The following is a 22344-nucleotide window of genomic DNA, read 5'->3' on the forward strand; positions in this document are numbered from 1 at the left end:
CATGCAACGACGCCGTTTCCTTGCCCTGTCGCTGCTCACCCCGCTGGCGTTCGCCGGCCGCGGGTGGGCGGCGTCGCTTGCCCCGGCCCTCGCCCCGGTAGGGCCGGACGGACGGCCGCATGCCTTCAGCTTCGGCCAGCGTGAGTTCCTGCTCGACGGCGAGACGTTCCGCGTGCACAGCGGCGAGATGCATCCGGCACGGATCGCGAAGGAGCATTGGCGCCATCGCATCCGTATGGCCCGGGCCATGGGGCTCAACACCGTGGCGATCTACGTGATGTGGAATCACCACGAGCGCGAGCCCGGGGTATTCGACTTCGAAAGCGGAAACAGGGATGTGGCGGGCTTCATCCGCCTGTGCGCGGAGGAGGGCATGTGGGTTTACCTGCGGCCGGGCCCGTACATCTGCGGTGAATGGACCAACGGCGGGCTACCTGCTTATCTGTTGCGCGACCCCGACACGCGGCTGCGCACGCGGGACGATCCGCGGTACATGGCGGCCGTGCGGTGTTACGTCGCTGCGTTGGCTCCGCGCATCGTGCCGCTGATGGCAAAAGCGGGCGGTCCGGTATTGATGCTTCAGATAGAGAATGAATACTCGATGTTCGCCGATGACATCGGCTATCTCGATGCATTGCGTGACATCTGGCGCGAGCACGGCGTGGATGGACCGTTCTCGGTGTCGGATGGCCTGAAGGATCTGCAGCGGCGCAAGGCGTATCCGAAGGGATCGGCGCTCGGGCTCGATGGCGCTGACGTGCCCGATCTGTTGAAGGGCAGGGGCTTTGCTGGCGAGTCGCCCGTATGGGTGGGTGAAGGTTATCCCGGGTGGCTGACCCACTGGGGCGAGCCGACGTTCGCTTCCAAGGACTATGAGGAGACCCTGCGCCATATCATGCGTGCCGGCTATTCGTTCAATCTGTACGTGGTACATGGCGGCACGAATTTCGGGCTTACCGCAGGCTCGAACGCCGAAGACGATGGTTCGCAGTTCCAGCCTGTGATCACCAGCTACGACTACGGCGCGCCCGTCGACGAGCGTGGCCGTCCGACGGATCAGTACGCGCGGCTGCGTCGTGTGATCGCGGATGCCACGCGCGTGACGCCGCCGGCATTACCACCTGCACCCCCTTCGGCGACCTTCGCGCCGGTGACGCCGCAACCATTCGCATCACTGTGGGACAACCTGCCTGGCAAGCCGGTGACCCTGCCATCGCCGGGACCGAACGAGATTCTGTTCGGCCAGGACCAGGGGCTTGTCGTTTACCGGAAACGGTTCAACAAGGGCCGGGTGCTGCGCTTGGAGAACGTGCGCGATTACGCCGTGGTCCATGTCGATGGTCACGAAGTGGGGTTGGTGTCGCGCGTGGAACATCCGGCGCTGAACTCGAAGCCCGATGTGGCTCTGCCGGAAGCGTTCGCGGACGCCACCACACGTACGCTCGAGGTCCTTGTCGACACCTTCGGGCATATCAACTTTGGCCCGCGTATCGGGGAGCACAAGGGTCTGATCGGGCCGGTGTCGATCGATGACATGCCGCTGCACGAGGTCGAGGCGTGGCCGATTCCTCTGGATGATGATTGGATTCGGGGGCTGCGGGGTTTCGCCGATGAATCGGCTCCTACCGAGCGAGAGGCCCGGCCCGCCATCTTCTTCACATCGACCCTGCACATCGAAACCCCGGGCGACCTCTACATCGACATGACCGCATGGTCCAAAGGCTACCTCTGGATCAACGGCCAGCTCCTCGGTCGCTACTGGAACATCGGCCCCCAGCAGCGCCTGTTCTGTCCGGGTCCGTGGCTTCGGGCGGGCGATAACGAGCTGCTCGTGCTCGACCTGCACCGCCGCACCCCGGCAGTCGTTTCTGCTGCCGACAGTCTTCACGCCTCGAGGAGTGCCTGATGCGCGCCAGCGTGAGCGAGCCCGGCGTGCCTACCCAGCCCCCGCGTGCGATCGGCTTCTGGGGTGGTCTCTCGGCCAACGTGCTGAACATGATCGGCATCGGTCCGTTCGTCACGATTCCCATCGCACTCTCCGCGCTGGCAGGCCCCTCGGTCCTGCTCGGCTGGATCGCCGGCGCACTGCTTTGCCTGTGCGACGGACTGGTCTGGGCCGAGCTCGGTTCCACCATCCCCGAATCCGGCGGGCCGTACCACTACCTGCGCGAGGCGTACGGTCGCGATAAGGCGGGGCGCCTGTTCGGCTTTCTCTACCTCTGGCAGACGCTGCTCACCGCACCGCTGTCGATCGGCAGCGCCGCCGTCGGCTTCGCCCAGTACGCCGGCTTCCTCATCCCGTCGTTGGGCGAGACGGGGAAGGCGCTCCTCGCAGCGGGGCTCTGTCTGCTGAACACGGCCGTGCTCTATCGCAAGGTGGGCCAGATCCAGCGGCTTTCCGTGTTCGTGACAGCGATCGTGGTCGTGGCCTGTGCGTGGATTGTGTTCAGCGGGATCACGCACTTCGATATGGCCATCGCCAGTCACTTCTTCCAGGCGCATGTCGACTCGTCGCACGGCTTCTGGCTCGGGCTGGGTGCGGTCGCGTTGATCGCCGTCTACGACTACGGCGGCTACAACAACGTCTGCATGCTGGGCGGCGAAGTGAAGCAACCGCGGCGCACCATTCCGATGGCGGTGCTCGTTTCGATTCCGCTGGTGGCTGTGCTTTACCTCGGTCTCAACCTAAGCATCCTCGGCGTGTTGCCCTGGGAGCAGGCGGCACATTCGAAAGCGGTCGTCGCGGATTTCATGCAGGCCATCCACGGACACACGGGCGGTACGCTGGCGGTGCTGCTGATCCTGCTCGCCAGTTGGGGTTCTGCCCTGGTGATCCTGCTGGGGTATTCGCGCGTGCCTTATGCGGCGGCGGCCGATGGTCAGTTTTTCGCGGTGTTTGCCCGGCTGCATCCGCGTGGAGGCTTCCCTACGGTGTCGTTGTTGTTCGTCGGCGTGACCTCGGCGGCGGCGTGTTTTCTCTCGCTGGAACATCTGATCGCCACGCTGATGGTCACGCAGATCCTGTTCCAGTACATCGCGCAATGTTTCGCCGTCGTCGCGCTGCGCAAGCGCCGCGCCGACGCGGATGTCTTCCGTATGCCGCTGTATCCGTTGCCGATCGTCGTGAGCGTCATCGGTTGGCTCTACCTCGTGGCGACGGCGGGCATGTCGTCCATCGTCACCGCCGTCGGTGCGGTGCTCGCTGGCACCCTTCTTTTCCTGTGGCAAGCACGGAGGTCCCGCACGTGGCCATTCCCGCAACCCTGAAATCGTGGGACGTTGCCGTGGTGGGTGAGATCTTTGCCGACCACGTGTTCAGCGGGTTTCCCACATGGCCCGGCCCCGGCGAGGAGGTTATCGCCGAGAACTACCTGCGCGAGCTCGGTGGCGGCGCGATCAACACCGCCTGCGCGTTGTCGCGGCTGGGCCGTCGCGTACGCCTGGTGGGCTTGATCGGCGAGGCCGACCTCGACTGGTTCGAAAGCCGCCTTGGCGAGTTCGGCGTGAGCATGGAGGGCATCCGGATCGGTAGCGACGGCACCGGCATCACGGTCAGCGTCTCCACGGTCGAGGACCGTTCGTTCTTTACGTACCCTGGCGTGAACCGCGCGCTTCCTGAGCTGCTTGCATCGCCGGAAATCGTTGCCGACCTTGCCGCCGCACGCCACGTGCACTTCGCGATGCCTTTGCCCCGCGACCTGGCCGGGACCTTGCTCCCGCTGTTGTGCCAGGCCGGCTGCACGACATCGCTGGATGTGGGCTACAGCCCCGGCTGGCTGCGTGATCCCGCCAACCGGTCGAGCCTTCGCGACGTCGACCTGTTCCTTCCCAATGCGAAGGAAGCCGCACTGCTGAGCGGCGATGAAGAACCCTCGTCGTTCGAAGCCTGGTCGATCGGCGCCGGCATCGGCCGTGCCGTGATGAAACAGGGCGCCAGCGGCGCCTGGATCGCCGACGAGCGCGGCCTGCGCCACGTGCCTGCGCCTCGTATCGTTGCGCTCGATTCCACCGGTGCCGGCGACGCGTTCGACGCGGGCGTCATCGATGGCCTGCTCGATGGCGAGTCCATCGACGGCTGTGTCGAGCGCGGCTGCATCTGCGGCGCGCTGTGCACAACCGCGGCCGGTGCCCTCCAATCGCTTCCCCATTCCCCCCAATTGAGGACCCTTCGTGAGCAAACGTACGGATCGTAAGATCGCATTGATCGGAGGCGGCGGTGTCCGCTCGCCCTTGGTGGTGTTTGGCGTCAACGAGGCCGCCGAGGCACTCGGCGCGGCTGAAATGGTGCTGTACGACCCGGACCCGGCGCGACTGCGGATCATGGTCGACCTCGGCAAGGCCGTGGTTCGCCGCTTTGGTGGGGACCTTCGCCTGCGTGGCGCTACCTCGCTGGAGGACACGATCGACGGTGCGGATTTCGTGCTCAACAGCGTGCGCATCGGCGGCATCGCCGGCCGTGCAGCCGACGAGCGCGCATCCATCGCGCAGGGCTATCCCGGCCAGGAGACCACCGGCCCGGCCGGTGTCGCCATGGCGCTGCGCACCATTCCCGTGGCCATCGAGCAGGCGCGGCTGGTCGAACGCTTGAGCCCGCAGGCCTGGCTGGTCAACTTCACCAACCCCGCCGGACTCATCACGCAGGCGGTGAGCGACCATAGCAAGGCACGCATTGTCGGCATCTGCGACACGCCCACCGAGCTGTTCCACAACATTGCCCACGCGCTCGGCGAACCGGCGAGCGATGTCGAGTGCGACTACGTCGGACTCAACCACCTTGGTTGGGTGCGCGGTGTGCGCGTGCGCGGCGAGGAGGTCATCGACCGGTTGCTCGACAGCGACGAGCTGTTGCGCAAGCTCTACCTGGCGCCGCTATTCGACTTCGACATGATCCGCACGTTGCGGCTCATCCCGACCGAATACCTGTTCTTCTACTACGAACGCCAGCGTGCGCTGGACAACCAGCGCAAGCAGGGTGGTAGCCGTGGCGGTGAAATTCAGCGGCTCAACGACGACCTGCTGGCGGCACTGACCTCGCGCCTCGACGCCGGCGATGGCGACGCCGCGGTGGATATCTACGCTGCTTACCTCAACCAACGCTCCGGGTCGTACATGAAGCTGGAAGCCGAAGGGGGTTCGGCCTTCGACCAGGGCGTGAGTCTCCAGGGCGACCCGTTCCGCGTGGCGACCGGTTACCACCGCATCGCCATCGACGTGATGAGTGGCCTGACCGGTGCGAAGCCGGCGCGCATCGTGGTGAATACGCGCAACCGCGGTGCGATGCCGGACCTTCCCGACGACGACATCGTCGAGATCGCCTCGGATATCTCGCTGGATTCCATCGTGCCGCGTCCCATCGCACCGTTGCCTGATGCCGTGAACGGCCTCGTGCGCGCGGTCAAGGCGTACGAGCGTGCGGCTATCGCGTCGGTGTTGAACGACCGTCGTCTCGAGGCGCGCAAGGCCATGCTGATCCATCCGGCGATCGGGCAGTGGACGCCTTCAGGCGATCTGCTCGATGCGCTTCTGGGTCACGCCAATGACGATGGCGAGTGCTTGTGCCAGGGGCCGGTTCACCGGCACGGATGAGGCACTCGCTAAGCAGGTATCGCCACAGGACATAGTGCGGATTCGCCCGGCCGCAGGGTCAACACCTGCACGCCGGTGCGCGTCACGGCTACCGTGTGCTCGAACTGGGCGGAAAGCTTGCCATCGCGCGTGTACACCGGCCATTCGTCCGGCTCCGAGCGAATGGCGGCCTTGCCCTGGTTGAGCATCGGTTCGATGGTGAAAACCATGCCTTCCTCCAGCTGCATGCCTGTCCCCGCATGGCCGTAATGAAGAATCTGCGGCTCCTCGTGCATCTCACGGCCGATCCCGTGTCCGCAGTATTCCTTCACAACGCTGTAGCCGCGCAAGCGTGCGTAGCGGGCGATCGTGTGCCCGATATCGCCCAGGTGCGCGCCGGGGCGCACGGCGGAGATGCCCTTCCACATCGCTTCATAGGTTGCCCGAACGAGGCGACGGGCGGGGTAGGGGACGTCGCCGACCAGATAGGTGGTGCTGGAGTCGGCGATAAAGCCATCCTTCTCGAGCGTGATGTCCAGGTTGACGATTTGTCCGCTGCGTAGCACGTCCTTCGCCGAAGGCACGCCGTGGCAGACCACGTCGTCGATCGAGGCGTTGAGAACGAACGGAAAGTCGTATTGCCCTTTGCTGGCGGGGCGAGCATGCAGCTCATCGACGATCATGCGTTCGACGAAGTCGTTGATCTCCAGCGTGCTTCGGCCCTCCAGCGGCATGCGGCCGAGTGCGTCGAACACCTGGGCAAGGAGCGCCCCCGCTTGCGCCATGAGCGCGACTTCGTGGGGCTGCTTGATCACGCGCGTCCCTCTTTCAGCGTCACTGGCTTCACGCCGGCACCTCGTAACTCCCTGGCGACAATGTCCTGGAAGCTCGTCTCTGGATGCATCTCGCACAGCATGCCGATCTTGATCCAGAAATTGGCCTGGGCATTGATCGATCGGTGCGTGACCGTGCAGGCGCGGCGGAGTTGGTCGTGAAGCTCGTCGTCGATGTTGACGATGCCCATGGCGGTGCTCGATGTAAGGATATATGAATCGTATATGTTTCATATATGCTGATCAAGCAGCCGTTTCTGCCGGGCTTGGGCCAGGCTCCGCGCTGCCTACTTCTGCGAGCCGTACTTCGCAAACATCACGGCGAAAAGAAGGATGGTGAGGACAATGCCAAATCCAGCGAGCGCGCCAGGCGTTGGATGGGCCAGACGGCGAAACAACAGCATCGCCAGGCAATAAACGATAACGCAGACCCAGCCTTCCCACGTCTTGGGACTGATACCGATGCCGAATCGTTTCGGACCGAACCAATACTTATTCCGCTGGAGCATCGCGCATGTCCTCAGAGGTATGCCGCGAAAGATACTCCAAAAAAAATCCCGCCTACGGGCGGGATTCGCGATTACGGACAGCAAGATTTTCCGATTACGCTTCGGGGCCCGCGGTCGAAAGGAGTGTGCAGAACCCCTTTTTCACGGCTTCCTCCGGCGAGCTGGTGCCACCGCTCAGCTGGAAGACGAAGGACACCTTGCTACCGCTGCCGGCACTTTCGACCATGGCGTTGAGCGGCGCGGTCTTTCCGTTTCCGTATGACACGGTCTGGGTCGCCGTAATGCTTCCGAGTTCCTTATCAGCCTGGGATATGGTCCAGCCTTCCTTGACAACCTGCTGATAGACGGCCTTGAACACATCGTTGGGTGCGCCCTTCAGGGTCGCCGTTGTCTTGAATGTGTGGCCCTTGAAAAAGCTGCCTTCGTTCGTGAAGTTGGCGTCGCATTGTGCAGCGAGCGACTGCTGGGCAAACGCGGCGCTGGCAACCAGGACGGTCGCCAGGATCATCTTATGCATCATGCATTCCTTGATGAGAAAAACGAGCGGCTATCTAAACAGAATGATCGGGTCCAGTGCAATCCGAAGTTGTGTAAGTGCCCATCATCGCGTTCCAATCCACCAAGGGCGACAAGTTATCGCAAAGACTGGCGAGGTTCGCACCCTGTGGTCACCGACGGAAGGCAGGATGGCTGCTGGGGCGTTCACCAGCTAAGCGGATACTCAGCCCGCTGATAGCCGGGGTATATCAAATTGACCTCCCCAAGTCTAAAATGACCGTTCGCGGGCGAAGGATTCGCAGGCCGCATTAGTGCTGGAGCGTTTTCGACGCTTGTACTGGATCAGGGCCGGTATTGACCCCATGTGGTCAGCCGCACTGTTATCGCTACGGCAACGATTCGTATCGCCCGGCGCGGACATTATTTTCGCCTGATCACGGGAAGTCCCATTTTGAGCACTTCGGATTCGCTGCGTATCGTCCCTCTTGATGTCAAGACGGACCTGGATCGCTTCATCAAGCTGCCCGGGTCCATCCTGGGCTCCGATCCTGCGTGGATCCCGCCGCTGAACCTCGAGCGGCGCCTGCACCTTGGTGCCAAGACCAATCCCTGGTTCGAGCACGCCCGCTGGAAGGGTTGGATCGCGTACCGTGGCGACAAGCCGGTGGGCCGGATCAGCGCCCAGATCGATTCCCTGCACCTGGAGATCCATGCGGACGACGCAGGATTTTTCGGCATGCTGGATGCCGAAGACAATCAGGAGACGTTCGACGCCCTGATCGGCGCGGCGGAAGCCTGGCTGCGCAGCGAGGGCATGAAGCGCGTCCGCGGCCCGCTCAGCCTTTCGATCAACGACGAAGTCGGCTTGCTGGTGGACGGCTTCGATACCTCGCCCTATTTCATGATGGGTCACACCAAGCCTTATTACGGTGCACGCATCGAACAGGCCGGCTACCAGAAGGCCAAGGACATGCTGGCCTATGTGGTGGCGCCGGACTTCCCCGAACCGAAGGTGATGAAGCGCCTGCTCGGCAGGTCCAAGCAGAGCATTACCGTGCGTCCGCTGGACAACAAGCGGTTTGACCAAGAGCTCGCCGTGCTGCGCGACATCTTCAATGACGCCTGGTCGGACAACTGGGGTTTCGTGCCCTTCACCGAGGCTGAGTTCAAGGATCTCGGCCATACGCTGAAGGTCCTGATCGCTTCCGAGCTGATCCAGATCGCCGAAGTCGATGGTGTGCCGGCGGCTTTCATCGTCGCGCTGCCCAACGTCAACGAGGTCATCAAGGATTTCGGCGGCTCGCTGCTGCCCTTCAACTGGGCGAAGTTGCTGTGGGGCCTCAAGGTGAAGTTCCCGACATCGTCCCGCGTGCCCCTGATGGGCGTACGTAAAAGCTTCCACAACACCCCACTGGGCCCGGGCCTGGCCTTCCTGGTGATCGACGCAGTGCGTCATCACCTCGTCGCCCGCGGTGTGAAAGAGGTCGAGCTGTCGTGGATCCTCGAGGACAACGACGGCATGCGTAACATCATCGAGGCCATCGGTGGCCGCGACTATAAGCGTTACCGCGTCTACGAGAAGGCACTCTGATGGCCACGCAGTTCTCCCGGTTTGGGCCGATACTCCTCGGCGTCGTCGCGATCGCCGGTGTCGCCTGTTCGAAGAAGGGCGCGTCGGACGCCGACCAGAGCGTGCCGGTGGTGATTGCCACCGCGCGCCAGGGTGGCTTCGTCGTTTACCGCTCGCAGCCGGGTACCGTGACGCCGTCCAACAGCGTCCTGGTGCGTAGTCAGGTAGACGGCGTACTCAAGAGCATCGCCTTCACCGGCGGCCAGATGGTCAAGCAGGGTGACCTGCTGGCCGAGATCGACCCGCGTGCAGCCCAGGCGCAGCTTCAGCTCGCCAACGGCGATCTCGCGGGTAGCCAGGCCAAACTGGCCAACGCGCAGGAAACCCTCAAGCACTTCCAGGTGCTGGCAACGCAGGATTCCATTTCCCGCCAGCGTCTCGCCGACCAGCAGTCGCTGGTGGCGCAGTACCAGGCCGAGGTGAAGTCCGAGCAGGGCCGCATCGGCTCCGCCAACCTGCAGGTCGCCAACGCACGGATCACCTCGCCGATCACGGGCATGGTGGGTCTGCGCCGCGTCGATCCGGGCAACCTGGTCGGTCCTTCGGACGCCCGTGGCATCGTGGTGGTGACGCAGTCGCAGCCGAGCAAGGTGATCTTCTCGGTGCCGGTGAACGTGGTGCCGCGTGTGCTGGAACGCCTTAACGGTGGCACCTGCATCCCCGTCGACGCCTATGGCGACAGTCCCGATGACGTGCTTGCCACCGGGCGCCTGCGCGCGGCGAACAACGAGGTGGATCCCGCGACGGGCACCGTGAAATTCGAGGCCGAGTTCGCCAATACCAACAATGCGCTGTTGCCCAACCAGTTTGTCACCGCGAAGCTACCCGTCCAGGTGTTGCCGCAGGCGATCCTCGTGCCGGCCGCTGCGATCCAGCAGGGCGCGCAGGGCCCGTTCGTCTATGTGATCAACGACGACAAGACCGCTGCCGTGGTGCCGGTCAAGCTCGGCCCGGGTGACACGACCACGGCCGTCATCGCCTCGGGTATCGCGCCGGGTGCGAAGGTCGTCGTCGAGGGAGCGGACAGGCTCCGTTCCGGCACGTCGGTCACCGCCACGGCGAGTGCCACGCCCGCACCGGCGTCCGTTGCGAGTGCTCCGGAATGCCATAACCCGTGAACCCGTCCCGCCTGTTCATCCTGAGGCCGGTTGCGACCTCGCTCCTGGCCATCGCGATTCTGCTGGTCGGCCTCTTCGCGTACCGGTTCCTGCCGCTCTCGGCGTTGCCGGAAGTCGACTTCCCAACCATCGAGGTCGTCACCGCCTATCCGGGTGCAGGCCCCCAGGTCGTTGCATCGACCGTCACGGGACCCCTCGAGCGCCAGATGGGGCAGATGCCCGGCCTGAGCCAGATGTCGTCGACGAGCGCCGCCGGCGCGTCGACGATCACGCTGCGGTTCAATCTCGAACTGCCGTTGGACGTCGCCGAACAGGAAGTGCAGGCTGCCATCAATGGGGCGGCACCCCTGCTGCCGCCCGATATCTCGCAACCGCCCATTTATCGCAAGGTGAATCCGGCCGACGCGCCGGTGATGACGCTGGCCCTGACCTCGCCGACCCTGTCGTTGCGGGTGCTTCGTGAGCTGGCCGATACGCGCCTGGTGCCGAAGCTTTCCCAGGTGACCGGCGTGGGTCTGGTCAGCCTCGATGGCGGCCAGCAGCCGGCGATCGTGGTGCAGGCCGATCCCTCGAAGCTGCGCTCGCAGGGCATGACCCTGGATGACCTTCGCAGCGCCCTCCACGATGCGAATTCGAACCAGGCCAAGGGCAGTCTTGAAGGGCCGGTCCGGTCCTCGAACATCGCCATCAGCAATCCCATCGATACCGCCGCCGAGTTCGAGCGCCTTACCGTGGGTCACCGCGACGGCGCCGTGGTGCGCCTGGGTGACGTCGCCAAGGTGGCTGACGGCGCCGAGAATGCGCGCCTCGCCGCATGGTCGGGTAAGGATCCGGCGATCATCCTGCTCATCCGTCGCCAGCCCGGCGCCAACGTGGTGGAAGTGGTCGATCGCATCCGCGATCTGTTGCCGCAGCTGAAGACGACACTGCCGGCCGCGGTCGACGTCGCGACCCTGACCGACCGCACCCAGACCGTGCGTGCGGCCGTGAGCGACACGCAGCTCGAACTGATTTTCGCGATCATCCTCGTGGTGTTCGTCATCTATCTGTTCCTGGGCAGCGGCACGGCGACGGTGATCCCCGGCGTGGTGGTACCGCTCTCCCTGATCGGCACGTTCGCGGTCATGTACCTGGCCGGGTTCTCGATCAACAACCTGACCCTGATGGCGCTCATCGTGGCGACCGGCTTCATGGTCGACGATGCGATCGTCATGATCGAGAACATCGCGCGCTATGTCGAAGCAGGCGAGGATCCGTTCTCCGCCGCGTTGAAGGGCTCGCGTCAGATCGCCTTCACCGTGGTGTCGCTGACCTTGTCGCTGCTGGCCGTGCTGATCCCGCTGCTGTTCATGGGTGGACTGGTCGGACGGCTGTTCCGCGAGTTTGCGATCACGCTTGCTGTGGCGATCCTGATTTCCTGCGTGGTCTCGCTGACGCTCACGCCGATGATGTGCGCGCGCATGCTTCGGCGCACGCCCGAGGTATCCCAGCAGGGACGCCTGGCCCGCAAGGGCAGGGAATGGCACGACACGGTGCTGGCGAAGTATGCGCGTGGCCTCGAGTGGGTGCTGGCGCGCCAGACCGCCACCCTGGTCACGGTAGCGGGCATGGCCGCGCTTGCCGTCGTGCTTTACCTCGTGATCCCGCGCGGGCTGTTCCCGACCCAGGATTCCGGCGACATCCAGGGTATTTCCGTCGCCTCGCCGACGGTGTCCTTCGACGCGATGGCCAAGCGCCAGCAGGCCTTGACGGCGGAGATCCTGAAGGACCCCGCGGTCGAGAGCGTCGCGTCCTTCATCGGCGTCGGTGACGGCGCGTTGTCGCTCAACAGCGGCCGCCTGCTCATCCACCTCAAGCCGCTGGGTAAGCGCAATCGCGTGCCCAAGGTCATGCAACGTCTCGCCGATGCGGCGAGCAAGGTCGATGGCATCACGCTGTACATGCAGCCCGTGCCCGACCTGACGATCGACGATCGCGTGAGTCCGGGGCAGTATCAGTTCTCGGTCGAGAATTCGGATCCCGCACTGCTTTCCCAGTGGTTGCCGCATATCGTCGGTCCGCTGCAGAACATCCGGAAGCTTTCGGGTGTGACCAGCGACCAGCACGACAAGGGCCTGGAGGCCTTCGTCCAGGTCGATCATGACCTCGCGAGCCGCTACGGCATCACCTCCGCCGCCGTGGGCGACGCGCTCTACAACGCCTTCGGCCAGCGTCAGGTGAGCACACTGCTGACCCTGGCAAGCCAGCGTCGGGTGATTCTCGAAGCCGCTCCGAATGCCGATGGTACGTCCGGTGCGATGGGCGGCATCTACCTCGCGCCGCAGGCGGGTACGGGCGTGACCGGTGCCGATGCGAGCGATCCCTCGTCCACCTTGATTCCCCTGTCGTCCATCGCCCAGGTCAGTGAACGGACGGGGCCCCTCGTGGTCACCCGTATCGATCAGCTTCCGGCGGCGACCGTGTCCTTCAACGTGGCGCGAGGCGTGGCGCTGGATAGCGCGATGAAGTCCGTGGACGCCGCATGGCGCGACCTGAAGATGCCGGCCAGCATGCAGATGCGCTGGCAGGGATCCTCGCAGGCGTTCCAGGCGTCGCGGGACGGCCAGCCCTGGCTGATCCTGGCCACGCTGATCACCGTGTATATCGTGCTGGGCGTGCTGTACGAGAGCTACATCCATCCGTTGACGATTCTCTCGACGCTGCCCTCGGCGGGCATCGGCGCCTTGCTCGCGCTGATGATCGGTGGGTTCGAGCTCGACGTGATCTCGCTCATCGGCGTCATCCTGCTGATCGGCATCGTGCAGAAGAACGCCATCATGCTGATCGACTTCGCGATCGATGCGCAGCGTCAGCAAGGTCTCACACCGCGCGACGCCATCGTGCAGGCCTGCATGCTTCGCTTCCGTCCCATCATCATGACGACGCTCGCCGCCATGCTCGGCGCGTTGCCGCTGATGTTGGGCGGCGGCATGGGCGCGGAGCTTCGCCATCCGCTGGGCGTGGGCATCTTCTGGGGCCTGCTGGTGAGCCAGTTGCTGACGTTGTTCACGACGCCGGTGATCTACCTCGCGTTCGAGCGCGTGTTGCAGCGTCGCCGGGCATGAACATCTCGCGGCTATTCATCGACCGGCCGGTGGCGACCTCGCTGCTGTGCATCGGGCTGGTGATCGCCGGCGCGCTGGCGTGGCGGTTGCTGCCCATCGCGTCGCTTCCCGAGGTGGACGTGCCGACGATCAAGGTCTCGGCCTCGTTGCCCGGCGCCAGTCCGGCGACGATGGTCTCCGCCGTGGCCACGCCGCTCGAGCGTGCGCTCGGACGCATCGCCGGCGTGACGGAAATGACCTCGGTGAGTACGAGCGGCTCGACGGATATCCGTCTCAGCTTCGATTTCTCGCGCAACGTGGTCGGCGCGACACGCGACGTGCAGGCGGCAATCAATGCCGCTCGTGGCGACTTGCCCTCCGACATGCCGGGCAGCCCGACGTACCGCGCGGTCAGTTCCGCCGATGCCCCGGTGCTCGTGCTCAGCCTGACCTCGCGCGATGCGAGCCCGGGACAGATGTATGCGGTTGCCTCGACGACCTTCAGCCAGATGCTGGCGCAGGTGGACGGCGTGGGCGAGGTGGATCTCGTCGGCAGTTCGGTGCCGGCTGTCCGCATCGATCTGGACCCCACGGCGATGAACCAGCGCGGGGTGGGCTTCGAGCAGTTGCGCCACGCAGTCGCCGCGGCCGTCTCGAGCCAGGCCTCCGGGGCCTTGGACATCGGCGATCGCTACCTGCAGGTGACCACCAATGGCCAGCTCGATACGGCCGAGGCGTTCCGTTCGCTCGTGGTGGCCGGCCGTGACGGTACCGCCGTCTCCCTCGGTGACATCGCCCGCGTCGTCAATACCGTGCGTGATCCCAATAACGCGGCGCTCGCCAACGGTGAACCCGCGGTGCTGGCGCTGGTCCGCCACAAGGCCGGTGCCAACATCATCGAGGTGATCGACGGCATCACGAAGCGTTTGCCCGCGTTGCAGGCGTCGTTGCCCGGCGATATGAAGGTGAGCGTCATCGTCGATCGCGCGACCTCGGTACGCGGCTCCCTGAGCGGTGCCGAGCACACCCTGGCCCTAGCCGTGGTGCTGGTCGTCCTGGTGATGTTGCTGTTCCTGCGCGATGTACGCGCGGCGCTGATCGCCAGCGCGGTCGCGCCGATCTCGTTGCTCGGCGCCATGACGGTGATGTATCTCCTCGGATACAGCCTCGACATTCTCTCCCTGATGGCGCTGACGATCGCGGTGGGTTTCACCGTGGACGATGCCGTCGTGGTGGTGGAGAACATCGCCCGCCACATCGAAGATGGCATGGAGCCGCGCGAGGCCGCGCGGCTCGGTGCGGGCGAGGTCGGCCTTACCGTGCTTTCCATGAGCGCCGTGCTGATCGCGGTGTTCATCCCCTTGCTGCTGATGGGCGGCTACGTCGGCCTGTTCGTGCGCGAGTTCGCGGTCACGCTTGCGGTGGTGATCGTAATTTCCCTGGTGGTATCGCTGACTGTCGTGCCCATGTTGTGCGCGCTGTGGCTGAAGCCGGAAAGCACGCGCCGCGCCCATGGCCGCGTCTTCCAGTGGAGCGAGCGCGCGTTTGCCAGGCTGCAGAAGGCTTATGACGATAGCCTCGTCGTGGCGCTGCGCCGTGCGCCGTTGACCATGCTTTCCCTGCTCGCCGTGTTGTGTCTGAGCGTCGTGCTCTACATCGTGGTGCCCAAGGGTTTCTTCCCGCGCCAGGACACCGGTGAGCTGACGGGCGACTTCGATACCGACGGCAGCGCCTCCTTCCCGGTGGCCAGGGAGAAGCTGGCAAAGTTCCTCGATGTGGTGCGCGCCGACCCCGCCATCGCGAGCGTCGCCGGCTATGCCGAGCACGATTCGGGTTCGCTGTTCGCGACGCTCAAGCCGCTCTCCAAGCGCAACGCCAGCGCCGATGAGGTCGCGGCACGGCTGAACGTACAGCTGGCGAGGCTGTCCGGTGGCACCTTCACCGTGACCTCGGTGCAGAACATCCGCGTTGGTGGACGTCGCAGTCGCGCGTCGAACGAATACACGATCCAGGCCGATTCGCCGGAGCTGCTGCGAGCATGGGCGCCGCGGATCACCCAGGCTATGGCGACGATCCCCCAGATCAGCAACGTGCACAGTGACAATGGCGGCACCGCGCTGGCGACCTCACTGGACGTGGATCGCGACACCGCGGCGCAGTACGGCATCACCTATGCCCGCGTCGACGGTGTGTTACGCGATGCCTTTGCCGACCGGCGCGCGGCCACGATCTTCTCGCCGTCGGACCAGGTGCCCGTACTCATGGGCGTCGCGCCGGAGCATGCGCAATCGCCGGACGCGTTCAACCAGATCCAGGTGCCGGGCTCCGGCGGCAGCGAAGTGCCGTTGCTGATGCTGGGGCATGTCCGTCAGTTCAACGTGCCGCTGGGCATCTCCCACTACGGGCAGTCGCTGTCGGCGACGATTTCGTTCGACAGGGCGGAGGGCGTATCGCTGTCCCAGGCGACCCAGGCGATCCAGCGTGCGGTGAATCGAACGGCCATGCCGACGTCGGTGCGCAGCACCTTCGCAGGCTCGGCGGGTGCGGCCCGGCAGGTGGCCTCGAGCGAGCCGGCGCTGATCCTCGGCGCCTTTCTGACGCTGTTCATCGTCCTGGGCATCCTTTACGAAAGTTGCTTCCACCCCCTCACCATTCTGTCGACGCTGCCCTCGGCGGCCGTCGGCGCGGTGTTCGCGCTGATCCTGTTCCGTACCGATCTCGACGTCATCGCGTTGATCGGCATCTTCGCCCTCATCGGTATCGTGATGAAGAACGCGATCATGATGGTGGACTTCGCCCTTGCCGCGCAGCGAGGCGAGGGACTGACGCCGGCCGAAGCGATCCAGAAAGCGTGCCGTCTGCGTTTCCGCCCTATCCTGATGACCTCGTTGGCGGTCATGGTCGCGGCGGTGCCCCTGGCGATTTCGCGAGGCGACGGCGCGGAAATGCATGCGCCGCTCGGCATCGCGATGGGTGGTGGTCTGGTAGTGAGCCAGTTGTTGACGCTTTACACGACCCCGGTTGTGTACCTTTATCTCGACAGATTCAGCAGGTGGGCAGGACGATGGACGCAGAGTTTCAGGGCCCGGGAAAATGCAGGATGGCCGGCCGGTCGTCAGGGGCCAACGTCATGATGCGCGCCATGCTTGTTGCCGGTGTCGTCGTGCTCATTGCCGCCTGTACCGAGGTCGGCCCGAACTACGTGCGTCCCGCCACGCACGCGCCGGCTGCTTACAAGGAAGCGGCCCCGCAGGACGCCCAGCACGCGACCGTGGCGCCGATTTCCGCCAGGTGGTGGGAGATCTATGACGACGCCACGCTCAACGCGCTGGTGTCGCAGGTGGCGGTGAGCAACCAGTCCCTGGCCGCGGCGGCTGCTCGCGTGCGCCAGGCCCAGGCGCTGATCCAGGTGGCGAAGGGTGCCGGCGTGCCGTCGGTTACGGCGGGCACGCTCAAGTCCGGCCGCAAGAACGAAAACGATATCGGTCTCGGCGTCAGTTGGGAGCTGGACCTGTGGGGTCGGATCCGTCGTGATGTCGAGTCGCACCGCGCGATCGCCGAAGCGAGCAAGGACGACCTCGCCGCTGCCACCCTATCGATGCAGGGCCAGCTCGTGCAGAGCTATTTCGCGCTACGCCAGGACGACGCCACGATCGACCTCCTTCAGCGCTCCGCCGACGCTGCCGAGCAGTGGCACCGGATGGTGGGCAATCAGTACGCCCAGGGTCAGGCGTCCAGCGCCAATGTGGCCGACGCAACGATGAAGTCCAGCTCGGCGCAGCTGCAGCTGGCCGATACGAAGGCCGCGCGCGCCCAGCTCGAACACGCTATCGCGGTGATGCTCGGCAAGGCGCCGGCGGAGTTCTCCCTTGCTCCGGCACCCTTTGTCGCGAACGTGCCGGTGGTACCGACGGGTGTCCCCGCGAGCCTTCTCGAGCGCCGCCCCGATGTCGCCGCCAGTGAGCGCCGCATGGCCGCCGCCAGCGCCCGTATCGGTGTCGCCAAAGCCGAGACCCTGCCTTCGATCAATCTGGCCGCGGGTATCGGCATCCTGAAGGGCCCCACGGGAACGGCGGACATTCGCGCGCCGCTGTTCACCGGCGGTCGCCTGACCGGACAGGTCACCAACGCCGACGAAGCCTATAACGAGGCGATCGCGAACTATCGGCAGACCGTGCTCGACGCGTTCCGCGAAGTGGAAGACGGCCTCGTGATCACCAGCACCCTGGCGGCTAACGCCGACATTCAGGCCAAGGCAGCCACGGCAGCGACGGAGTCGGACCGGGTCACGCAGAACCAGTACAAGCAAGGTGTCGCGGACTATCCCGCCGTCGTCGATGCCGCGAATGCGGCGCTCGACGCCGGCCGTGGCGAGCAGCAGCTTCGCCTTCGCCGCCTGGATGCCAGCGTGAACCTCATCATGGCCCTGGGTGGCGGTTGGCAGCCGGAGTCCGTGCGCGACCCGAAATCGCCGCGCTGAACCCATTACAAGGGATAGTGGGCGATCAGGGTTTCCAGGCGGGACCGGGTTTCCTTGGCCAACGGCGCCGGCGTGTCGTAGTGGCGCCGGCCTGAGAGCGCCTCGGCGACCATTTCGTCGTGGCGCGAACCCATCAGGCCATTGATGGCGGCGAGGAACCGCGACATCCGGTAGGCGTGATCATTCGGACCGAGCGATCGCAGCGTGTCGTAATAGGACACCTGCATGCTGACGATCTTGCGCACCGCATGGAACTGATGGCCGGCGAAGGTGGTGCGAGCCACGGCTTGCTTCAGCGCGCGGATTTCCGATTTCTGCAGGGCGATGAGTCCCGCCTCGCTGTCGATCGGCGTGTGTTCCATCGCGTGCTTCACGATCGACCAGACGGGCTTTGACAGCAGCAGTCGCAGCTTGAAGCCATAACGGACGATGCCGCTGCGCCGGCCACTGCGAAACGCATCCTGCAGTTTGCCGAGAGCGCGCGTGGTCAGGTCGAACAGGCGGCTCGACCGGTGACCCCTGCTGTATAGCCGTTGCGCGAAGCGCAGATGCTTGTACCGGGCGCGGATGTGTTTGAACTGAAGGCGTTCGTCGGCGCTGAACCCTTCATTGCGGAGCAGCTTCTCGACCAGTCCCAGCAGTTCCTCACGTGTGAAGCCGTCTTCCCAGAACTGCAGGCAGACCGCATAGCACCGCCGCATGGTCTCCTGCGGGCAGGCCAGCACGATGGGGTCGGGCAGGGCGACATGGGCATCGACGATATCGTCCACATCCACGGCGTCGAACAAGCGCCGCAGCGTTTCTGCCGGAAATTTCTGCCACGTGGGTCCACCACTGCGGGTCATTGCTGCGCTTCCTCTGGCGTGTACAACGAAAGCGTAGGTCGCTTGCGAGGTGACGAGCCCGCAAGTATTTACCGATTTGCTTTCAGTTTCCAGTCAGAGGAACGCAAATGTGCTCAATGCGGATACTGGGCGACCAGGGTCTCCAGGCGAGACCGGGTTTCATTGGCCAGCGGTGCAGGCGTGTCGTAGTGCCGGCGGCCCGACAGGGACTCGGCGATGAGCTCGTCGTGTCGGGAACCCATCAGGCCATTGATGGCGGCGAGGAACCGCGACATCCGGTGGGCGTGATCGTTCGGACCGAGCGTCCTGCGTGCGTCGTAGAAGGCGACCTGCATGCTGACGATCTTGCGCACGGTATGGAACTCATGGCCGGCGAACGTGGCGCCGGCGATGGCTTTCTTCAGGGACCGCATTTCCGCTTTCTGGAAAGCGATAACTCCCGCCTCGCTGTCCAGCTGTGTGTTTTCCATCGAGCGCTGGACAACCGACCAGACAGGCTTTGACAGCAGCACCCGCAGTCTCAACCCACTGCGGACGATGTCGCCGCGCCGGCCGCTGCGAAACGCATCCTGCAGCTTGCCCAGGACGCGCGTGGTCTTATCGAACAGGTAGTCCGCGGCGTGACGCTTGCTGTATAGCCGTTGCGCAAAGCGCAGGTGCTTGTATCGCGCACGGATGTGCTTGAACTCAAGCCGTTCGTCGGCGCTCAGCGCTTCGTTGCGAAGCAGCTTGTTGACCAGTCGCAACGCGTCCGCGCGCGTGACGCCGTCTTTCCAGAATTGCAGGCACAGCGCGTAACACTGCCGGATCGATTCCTCCGGGCATGCCAGATCGATGGGGTCGGGAAGGGCGACGTGCGCGTCGACAATATCGTTGACATCCACGGCGTCGAACAAGCGTCGCAACGTTTCGGCCGGAAAGGTCTGCCACGTGGTTCCACGACTGCGGATCATTCCTGCACTTCCTCGGGCTTGTAGAACGAAAGCGTATGTCGCCTGCGGAAGGAGGACAGGGTCGGGATCAGGAAGAAGAACGCTTCCAGGCACTGACCACCGAAATAGGCGACGGCTGCGCCCATGATGCCAAAGTGATGTGTCAATCCGATGAGCAGCCCGACGTATATCAGTGCCGCAAGTCCTTGCGCGACCAGCGCCGCGCGCTGGCGGCTGGCGATGTAGAGCAGCGATTCGAGGGGAAAGCCCGCCATGGAGACCACGAGGGCGCCGCACATGACCTGGAGCAGACTGTAGGACTCGAGATACTTCGCGCCGAACACCGCGGAGATCAGCGGTTTACCCACGACGAACACCAGCAGGGCGACGAGCACGCCCAGGCCGCCGGCGAGGGCTCCCGAGCGCAGACCCAGCTTCCACGGCCGCGTGCTGGCCGGGTCGAGTCGCATGATCTCGGGATAGAAGCTTTTCTGCATGAGCGAGGCGGGCGTGCCGGCCGCGTCGAAGAAGGTCATGGCGACCTTGAACAGGCCGGCTGCCGTGGGGCCCAGCATGACGCCGACCAGCACGTTGGTGCCCGCGTTACGGGCCGACCAGATCGAGTGGGAGAAGTTGGTCGTCCAGACGAAATCCCAGGCACCCTTGATGCGGCGGGCCGGGCCGAACAACCCCGGTCGCAGCGCGTGATCGATGTTCTGCCGGCGCAGCTCCTGCACCGCGAAGATCCACAGCGCGATGTCGCCAACCAGGCTGGACACGTACCACGTCGCCAGGAAGCCCGGGAATCCAAGGTGGGCGAAGTAGGCGATGACGCTGCCGACGGCGCGCAGGAATGGCGTGACGGCCTGCTGTACGGCGATCAGGTCGAAGCGGTCGATCGAGCGCAGGATGCCCGTGGGCGTCGCTGCCGTCATGGTCGGGATCAACGTGCAGTAGGCCAGCGCCCACCAGAAATCTTCCGTCGAAATGCCCACCGAATGGCTGAGCAGGGGCAACAGGATCATGCCGCCCAAGGCGGCGACGATGCCGCTGGCCAGGTCCAGGCCGAACGAGAACCCCGTGACGTCACGGAAGCGCTTGATGTCCTTGTGGGCGAGGGCAGGCGTGCCGAACTGGACGACGAACTGCCAGGTCTGGAACTTGGCGATATCGCTGACCGTCTTGGCGTATGCCTGGACGACGACCAGCGTGCCGAACAGCGCCGGCGTCATGCCGCGGCCCGCGCAACCGAGGGCCAGCAGGCTGAGCAACGCACTGACGACGTTGCTCGATCCGAGGATGGACGCGTTGCGCACGATGGCGCGGAATGCGCCATCGGAGAACCAGTGCTTCATGCTTTGACGCCGGGCCAGCTTCCGAACGCAGCACAGATGGCGTCGATCTGCTCCGGCGTATGGGCGGCGCTGACGCTGCAGCGGAGTAGCGATTCGTTGCCCGGCGTGGCTGGCGGCACCATAAGGTTCACGTAGACACCGTTCTTGAGCAGATGATCCCAGAAGCGAAGTGCTTCCAGCTTCTCCCCGACGAGGACGGCGACCACCGCATTGGCTGGTGCGCCGAGGCGGAAGCCCAGCGCAGAGAGGCCGGCGTGCAGGCGCTCCGCATTGGCCTGCAGGCGCAGCCTCAGGTCGGTCGCGGCCTCCAGCTTGCGCAGCGCTGTGCGCGTCGCGGCGATCGTTGCCGGCGCGAGGGAGGCGGTGAATACATACGGCCGGCTGGCGTAGCGAAGCACGTCCATGTCGGCGGAGTCGCCGACACAGAAGCCGCCGGTGTTACCGAGGCTCTTGCTGAAGGTGCCGACGACGTAGTCGATATCCGCAAGCACGCCGTCTTCTTCGGCCAGGCCCTGGCCCTTCTTGCCGAGCACGCCCATCGAGTGGGCTTCGTCGACCAGCAGGGTGGCGCCGAATTCCTGTTTCACGCGGACGAAGTCGCGCAGCGGGGCGCGGTCGCCCAGCATGCTGTACACGCCTTCCACGATGATCAGTGCATCGGCGGCGCCGTCGCCGAGGCGGCGCATGCGCTTGGCCAGGTCGTCGGCGTCGTTGTGGCGGAAGCGGATGGTGTTCGCACCGGCCAGCGTGCAGCCGTCGTAGATGCTGGCGTGGCTGTCGGCATCGATCATCACGGTGTCGCCCGGGCCGGCCAGCGCCGAGATCATGCCCAGGTTGGCCTGGTAGCCGGTCGAGAACACGATGGCGTCGCGCTTGCCGTAGAACCGGGCCAGGTCCAGCTCGAGCTCGCGATGCGAGGCGTAGCTGCCATTGGCCATGCGTGAGCCGGTCGTGCCGGTGCCCGCGCTCTCGAGTGCCTCGCGCGCGGACGCGATGCAATCCGGATCGAACGTCATCCCGAGGTAATTGTTGGTGCCGGCGAGGATGGTCGGTCGTCCGTCGATGATCCCCTCGGTGGGCGAGACGATCCGGTCGATCTGCACACCGAACGGGTCGATGCCGACCGCTGCCAGCTCCTCCCGAACGGCACGAACCGCCTTCAGCCTGGAATTCTCTTTCATGCGATGTTTGCCCGTGCAGTTCTGGATCAGTGACGCGACGACGCGTGTTCGCTTATGCGTTTTCGCCAGCCGACTTCTGGATCAGCGAGGCGAAGTCGCCCACGGTCCGTACCTCGGCGAGCGCATTGATGGGCACGGAGATATCGAACTGGTCCTCGACGGCGACCACGAGGTCCATGACTCGCAACGAGTCCAGCCCCAGCTCACTCGTGATCCCGGTGTTCTCGGTGATCACCGCCACGCGACCTTCCGCGATCGGGGTGACGAGTTCGATAAGTTGTGCAACAACGTCTTGGTGATTCATCAGGGCACTCC

At 64.8% G+C, this 22344-nt stretch carries 18 protein-coding genes; 9 read left to right on the forward strand and 9 right to left on the reverse strand.

What is annotated here, in order from left to right:
* The first annotated feature begins 1 nt into the window (after window position 1).
* Genes HB634_RS01135 through HB634_RS01150 form a run of 4 tightly spaced genes read left to right on the forward strand, consistent with a single transcriptional unit; the run spans window position 2 to window position 5586 of the window.
* Entirely contained in the window at window positions 2–1906 is a 1905-nt protein-coding gene (locus HB634_RS01135) for a beta-galactosidase (RefSeq protein WP_213947126.1), read from the forward strand.
* A complete protein-coding gene (locus HB634_RS01140) occupies window positions 1906–3267 on the forward strand; it encodes an APC family permease (protein WP_213947127.1) in 1362 nt (453 codons plus the stop codon). The genes HB634_RS01135 and HB634_RS01140 overlap by 1 nt, the downstream gene beginning before the upstream one ends.
* A complete protein-coding gene (locus HB634_RS01145) occupies window positions 3246–4193 on the forward strand; it encodes a carbohydrate kinase family protein (RefSeq protein ID WP_345777443.1) in 948 nt (315 codons plus the stop codon). Before HB634_RS01140 ends, HB634_RS01145 begins: the two co-directional genes overlap by 22 nt.
* Window positions 4171–5586 (forward strand): 6-phospho-beta-glucosidase, encoded by a 1416-nt coding sequence (locus HB634_RS01150; protein ID WP_213947129.1) that lies wholly within the window; start codon window positions 4171–4173, stop codon window positions 5584–5586. Before HB634_RS01145 ends, HB634_RS01150 begins: the two co-directional genes overlap by 23 nt.
* An 8-nt stretch (window positions 5587–5594) precedes the next feature.
* Here the strand turns inward: HB634_RS01150 and map are convergent, their stop codons facing one another.
* The 4 genes from map to HB634_RS01170 all read right to left on the reverse strand — a co-directional run bounded on the left by map (window position 5595) and on the right by HB634_RS01170 (window position 7424).
* Window positions 5595–6380: a type I methionyl aminopeptidase gene (gene map, locus HB634_RS01155; RefSeq protein ID WP_063572590.1), complete on the reverse strand. Its 786-nt coding sequence runs from the start codon at window positions 6378–6380 to the stop codon at window positions 5595–5597.
* Complete coding sequence (locus tag HB634_RS01160) at window positions 6377–6589, reverse strand: ParD-like family protein (protein WP_213947136.1); 213 nt, start codon at window positions 6587–6589, stop codon at window positions 6377–6379. The genes map and HB634_RS01160 overlap by 4 nt, the downstream gene beginning before the upstream one ends.
* 96 nt (window positions 6590–6685) lie before the next feature.
* Window positions 6686–6907 carry a hypothetical protein gene (locus HB634_RS01165; RefSeq protein ID WP_063572592.1) on the reverse strand — a complete coding sequence of 74 codons (222 nt, stop codon included), beginning with the start codon at window positions 6905–6907 and terminating at the stop codon, window positions 6686–6688.
* A 94-nt stretch (window positions 6908–7001) separates the two neighbouring features.
* On the reverse strand, window positions 7002–7424 hold the full coding sequence (locus HB634_RS01170) for a hypothetical protein (RefSeq protein ID WP_063572593.1): 423 nt from the start codon (window positions 7422–7424) through the stop codon (window positions 7002–7004).
* A gap of 432 nt (window positions 7425–7856) precedes the next feature.
* Here HB634_RS01170 and HB634_RS01175 point away from each other — a divergent pair, with 432 nt between their 5' ends.
* From HB634_RS01175 to HB634_RS01195, 5 genes are read left to right on the forward strand one after another with little or no spacing between them, the layout of a single operon-like run.
* The gene (locus HB634_RS01175; protein WP_213947138.1) at window positions 7857–8996 is read left to right on the forward strand and encodes a hypothetical protein; all 1140 of its coding nucleotides are present in this window, start codon (window positions 7857–7859) and stop codon (window positions 8994–8996) included.
* Window positions 8996–10153, forward strand: a complete 1158-nt coding sequence (locus tag HB634_RS01180; RefSeq protein ID WP_213947139.1) for an efflux RND transporter periplasmic adaptor subunit — start codon at window positions 8996–8998, stop codon at window positions 10151–10153. Before HB634_RS01175 ends, HB634_RS01180 begins: the two co-directional genes overlap by 1 nt.
* A complete protein-coding gene (locus HB634_RS01185) occupies window positions 10150–13257 on the forward strand; it encodes an efflux RND transporter permease subunit (RefSeq protein WP_063570626.1) in 3108 nt (1035 codons plus the stop codon). Before HB634_RS01180 ends, HB634_RS01185 begins: the two co-directional genes overlap by 4 nt.
* Window positions 13254–16370 (forward strand): efflux RND transporter permease subunit, encoded by a 3117-nt coding sequence (locus tag HB634_RS01190; RefSeq protein ID WP_213947140.1) that lies wholly within the window; start codon window positions 13254–13256, stop codon window positions 16368–16370. Before HB634_RS01185 ends, HB634_RS01190 begins: the two co-directional genes overlap by 4 nt.
* On the forward strand, window positions 16367–17716 hold the full coding sequence (locus HB634_RS01195) for an efflux transporter outer membrane subunit (protein WP_213947141.1): 1350 nt from the start codon (window positions 16367–16369) through the stop codon (window positions 17714–17716). Before HB634_RS01190 ends, HB634_RS01195 begins: the two co-directional genes overlap by 4 nt.
* Window positions 17717–17721: 5 nt before the next feature.
* Here the strand turns inward: HB634_RS01195 and HB634_RS01200 are convergent, their stop codons facing one another.
* The 5 genes from HB634_RS01200 to HB634_RS01220 form a co-directional block, all read right to left on the reverse strand.
* Entirely contained in the window at window positions 17722–18561 is an 840-nt protein-coding gene (locus HB634_RS01200; RefSeq protein WP_063570624.1) for a hypothetical protein, read from the reverse strand.
* Between the two features lie 113 nt (window positions 18562–18674).
* On the reverse strand, window positions 18675–19514 hold the full coding sequence (locus tag HB634_RS01205; protein ID WP_063570623.1) for a hypothetical protein: 840 nt from the start codon (window positions 19512–19514) through the stop codon (window positions 18675–18677).
* Entirely contained in the window at window positions 19511–20848 is a 1338-nt protein-coding gene (locus tag HB634_RS01210; RefSeq protein WP_213947142.1) for a lipopolysaccharide biosynthesis protein, read from the reverse strand. Before HB634_RS01210 ends, HB634_RS01205 begins: the two co-directional genes overlap by 4 nt.
* Window positions 20845–22029, reverse strand: a complete 1185-nt coding sequence (locus tag HB634_RS01215) for an aminotransferase class I/II-fold pyridoxal phosphate-dependent enzyme (protein WP_063570621.1) — start codon at window positions 22027–22029, stop codon at window positions 20845–20847. The genes HB634_RS01210 and HB634_RS01215 overlap by 4 nt, the downstream gene beginning before the upstream one ends.
* Before the next feature lie 52 nt (window positions 22030–22081).
* On the reverse strand, window positions 22082–22333 hold the full coding sequence (locus tag HB634_RS01220; RefSeq protein WP_063570620.1) for an acyl carrier protein: 252 nt from the start codon (window positions 22331–22333) through the stop codon (window positions 22082–22084).
* Window positions 22334–22344 lie beyond the last annotated feature (11 nt).

This window comes from Luteibacter sp. dw_328, from assembly GCF_018449605.1.
GTDB lineage: Bacteria > Pseudomonadota > Gammaproteobacteria > Xanthomonadales > Rhodanobacteraceae > Luteibacter.